The organism is Roseofilum sp. (assembly GCF_982964205.1).
Genome location: NZ_CEZBFX010000204.1, coordinates 1 through 3,837, shown reverse-complemented (window position 1 = coordinate 3,837; position 3,837 = coordinate 1). Strand labels below are relative to the sequence as shown.

Here is a 3,837-nt window from a genome sequence, read left to right as displayed (position 1 = left end):
TCTCATCAGGTTTTTGACTGATAGTCCCCTTGTCCAACTTGTGGGCATATTCCAGGATTTCAGGGATAAGAACCTCTGGTAGCCGGATAGACTTCGTCTCTGAATTGAGCCATTTACTTTGGTTTGGCTTCAATCCTCTCCCATGGGGGTTAGGTTTCCAATACCTTCTCATGATGTATTCTCTGGGGTTAATAACAACTGTACAGTAAGCAAAATGGGGCTTTCCTCTCCCGTTCATAGCGGTTCCTGTGAGGATATTTACTCCCTAAGAATTAGGCTGTTTTAGAGCGCTAATGATTTCTGCTGGAAACCCTTTCAGTGGGTTTTTCTGGTCATGCTCAATCACCTCATCTTTGAGTTCTCTTCTGCTTTTCAGATGAGTCATGAGGGATAAGTAAGAGTCAGGAACTAACCCTAAAGGATAGAGGTACTCAAGCAATTCGTAGGCTTGAGTTAATGCTTCCTCTGCGTCATGGACGGTATCTACAGCCCTCTGGGCAGAGGGAGAGACTCTGGTTCTGGTAGTCATGGCAGTGATATCTAGTTTTCAAGGTTCTAGGGGAGTGATACCTCCCTATGAATATAGCATATGCTAACAATTTGCTAAATATAATAGTTTTTAACTATGCCAATAATAGATATTAATCTATATATTGATGCTTAAGATATAGATGAAATATACTTAGAGGAAACTGCATTTATAGCAAGCAAAGACTAAACACAATGGGCAAGCCTAGTATTGACAAGAAATCAATTTCAATTAGAATCCCGGTAGAAGAGTGGGAGTTCTTAAATAATTATGCTGTTAACCAAGAAAGGATAGCTATAACAAGCTATGTCACCAGTATGGTGAGAGAAAAAATTAAAGAATTAAAACAGGAGTAATAACGAGGGCTGACTTTTCTTGAGGTAAAAGTAAATGAATCCCATCCCCCTCTCTCCCGACCGCACTGTAGCGGTCTATTTTTTTGCGTATTTAGCGACTGAAAGCCTTGCTGTGTCTGGTTTACGGGAATTCCCGCAATCGTTTTTTATACCTTCTTGCAGAGCGATCGCAGTAACCTCACTCTCCTTAATCTCCCTATAACGGCTGTACAGTTGTTTCACAGCGATTTAGATAGACTTGAGTCTATGTCAGAACAATGAGAATTCATTCATAATCTATGCTCTAGGGACACTCTCCTGTCCCGTACTACTCAAGCCATGCTCGTAGCGGCTCATTTTGTGGGTGTACAGTAGTTAGATGCCTTATAATGACCTTCTATACAGAAAGTCTCTTTTTGAAGGAATCCTTGCAGAATAAGGCTTTCAGCGATTCAGGTAATACAGAGTATATTACTTAGCAAAAGTTATAGATTTTCTGTTAGTAATAATCTTAACTTATGCCTATCACCCCTTCCCCCTAACTCTGGTGTTACGACGTAAATTTACGTCGTGAAGCTCAAGTGCAGACATAAGGGGAGTTATAGATGTACAGAGATCGTTAGTGCCAATAATTACGATAAAAAAATACACACACTGACCTTTCGGCTCTAAAATATTCAAACAAATACCCCTGGTAGTGAACGGAAACTAACCAGGGGCTTGTTATTTCCATTAGAGGCAATTGCATTATGGCACAAGTTTTAGTTCCCGTTCATTCGGATGAACAATTTGAAGATGGATTTCAACGTTATATCTATCTTGATGAATCCGAAGTACCAAGGAAACAGAAGTTCAATGTTGGAGATAAAGTCCGATTCTGTGATGACTTCGTATTAGTGAGCCACAAGACTGGAGAACGTTTCACAGCAGATGTAGAACACACTCATATTATTGACATAGTGACATACGATATTGATGATAAGAAGTATTCTTATTGGGTGAAAATTGACCCAGTAGTAAGGCATTGTGGTGCAGCATTCAGCTTTTGGCTTAATGACATAGCTCCCAGTGAAGATAATTGGTATGATATTTTTGATGAAGATGAACTTGCTCCTATTAATTCCTCATCTGATGTAGATATAATTCAGAGTGGGTTAGTACAAGTTTAGCTCTCAATGGTGTGGATTTATTCCCCTGTTAAATTTCCATCTAACAGGGGATGATTACTTGCCCTCAAGTTTTCGCTACTGACTCTATTCTAACTGCCAATCCTAGGAAGGTCGTTATTTCCTCCTAGGAGTTCATTGAGCCTGGCATTCTCCTTCTTCAGGAAGAGAATGGTTTCCTCTGCATGTTTTAGTTGTTTTTTGAGTTCAGCAATTTCCGCTTCTTTGGAGATAGGAGTTAGAAGCAAATCAATTTCTGCATCAACAGTTAGGTGTTCGTTGTATCTATCATTCATGTCCCCAGAGTGTCCTAGAGAAAGTGCGCGTTGGTCGCGAGTTAAACCAGCGAGTTTACCATGGTAATTAGCCAAATGTCGCAAAGCATGAGTTTGGGTGAATCCCTCTCCTACTTGGTCAACGTAAGCCGATAGCCTAGCTCTCATCCGATTGGGATAAACATCCTTTATCGTATGCTCCTTGCTGTCAGCTCTAGGAGTGCATTCAGGCATCTTTACCTCCGGGTCTTTTACCCCCAACAATTTAATCAAGTTAGGGTAATCAGGATGAATCATCGGGCGACATATTCTATCAGCAGTTTTCACTGTAATATAGTGACGTTTTCCACTGGTATCAGTTACCCAAAACCCATCACCAATGATGACAATATTCTCATCATTGGTTGGGTCATGGAGTGCCTTGATTAGACGGTTACCAACCTTAATAGGTTTGTCCAGATTCTGAATGGCTTTGAATTCAGAGCAACGGAAACCGTAAAGTAGATTAAAACCAATGGCTTTAATCCAGGATTTACGGTTTTCCAAAGCTTGATGTTGTTGTTTTCTTAACTCATAACCATTGAGTCCGAGGACTCTAGCCCTAAAGTCTAGGAAGATTTCAATGCCAATGGTTTGCATCTCGGTTTTCCTGACGACTTTTAACATTCCAAAATGAGATGTTACTTTATCCAGTTCCGAGGACAACTTAGTGTCTCTCAGAAGTTTTAAGATTCCTGTGTAAGCATTTACGAAACCTTTGGAACAGAGAGTATGATTACCAGAGATAGTAAACAGCTTTGACCAATCCCTGGTAATTTCAGAGATGACATTTTCTCCGGTAAGCTTGAGTTTGGGATTGAGTCTATTGAAGTATCCTCCATAGGTTGAGTGATAATTAGCCAGAGAGTTAGTCCTTAGCTTTTCGTCACTCCTGTCCCTACCGCATTTGTCATAGCCACTGAGGTAATTGGTTTTTACGATTTCAATGGCATCGCCAATGGTAATGATGTCATCTTCAAGAGATACAGTGCCCTTGATTTGTGTCTCATACCATGACCAAAACTCACTTTCTGTCTCATATTCATTGAGTTTGTGAGATGCAAGCAAAGCCTTAGCCAAAGCGTTGACGCAACCATCACGAGTGAAGGATTCATTGCAACCGTTATCAGATGTTTGCGGTTTGCTGGCAAGCTTGAACCGGAGTGACAGGCGATTGCGGTTTCTGCTGATGGAGACTCCCTTGGGGGTTGACGTTTGACAGGCTTTGAGGTAAGACCTCGCCAATTCGTGTCCAACGAGCTTAGATGAGTCAATCCGCTTAGAGTGAAAATACTTATTGGCTAAAGACCACGCTTGGGCTAGATAATTTTTCCAATTATTTTGCACCTATTTTGCACCTATTCCATTTTTATTGGCTAGGATGCAAACTAGATATAGCGTTCAGCGTTTCTTGGGACACTGAATATAGACACTTCCAGGGTTCAACTCCCGTCGTTCGCCCTCTTCAAAAGCTTTTAACACCGAGAGTTTTA

General features: G+C 40.9%; 3 protein-coding genes. 1 reads left to right on the top strand and 2 read right to left on the bottom strand.

The genetic code is table 11. The annotated features are described in order from the left end of the window. Nucleotides 1-265 precede the first annotated feature (265 nt). The gene (locus tag AC3A14_RS24280) at nt 266-529 is read right to left on the bottom strand and encodes a hypothetical protein (protein WP_487779221.1); all 264 of its coding nucleotides are present in this window, start codon (nt 527-529) and stop codon (nt 266-268) included. A gap of 1,084 nt (nt 530-1,613) precedes the next feature. Here AC3A14_RS24280 and AC3A14_RS24275 point away from each other — a divergent pair. Continuing rightward, nucleotides 1,614-2,033, top strand: coding sequence for a hypothetical protein (locus AC3A14_RS24275; protein WP_318736340.1), 420 nt, complete (start codon nt 1,614-1,616; stop codon nt 2,031-2,033). A gap of 89 nt (nt 2,034-2,122) precedes the next feature. On the opposite strand, the gene AC3A14_RS24270 is transcribed toward AC3A14_RS24275, so the two are convergent. Then, nucleotides 2,123-3,691 carry a hypothetical protein gene (locus AC3A14_RS24270; RefSeq protein WP_487779220.1) on the bottom strand — a complete coding sequence of 523 codons (1,569 nt, stop codon included), beginning with the start codon at nt 3,689-3,691 and terminating at the stop codon, nt 2,123-2,125. Nucleotides 3,692-3,837: the final 146 nt, after the last annotated feature.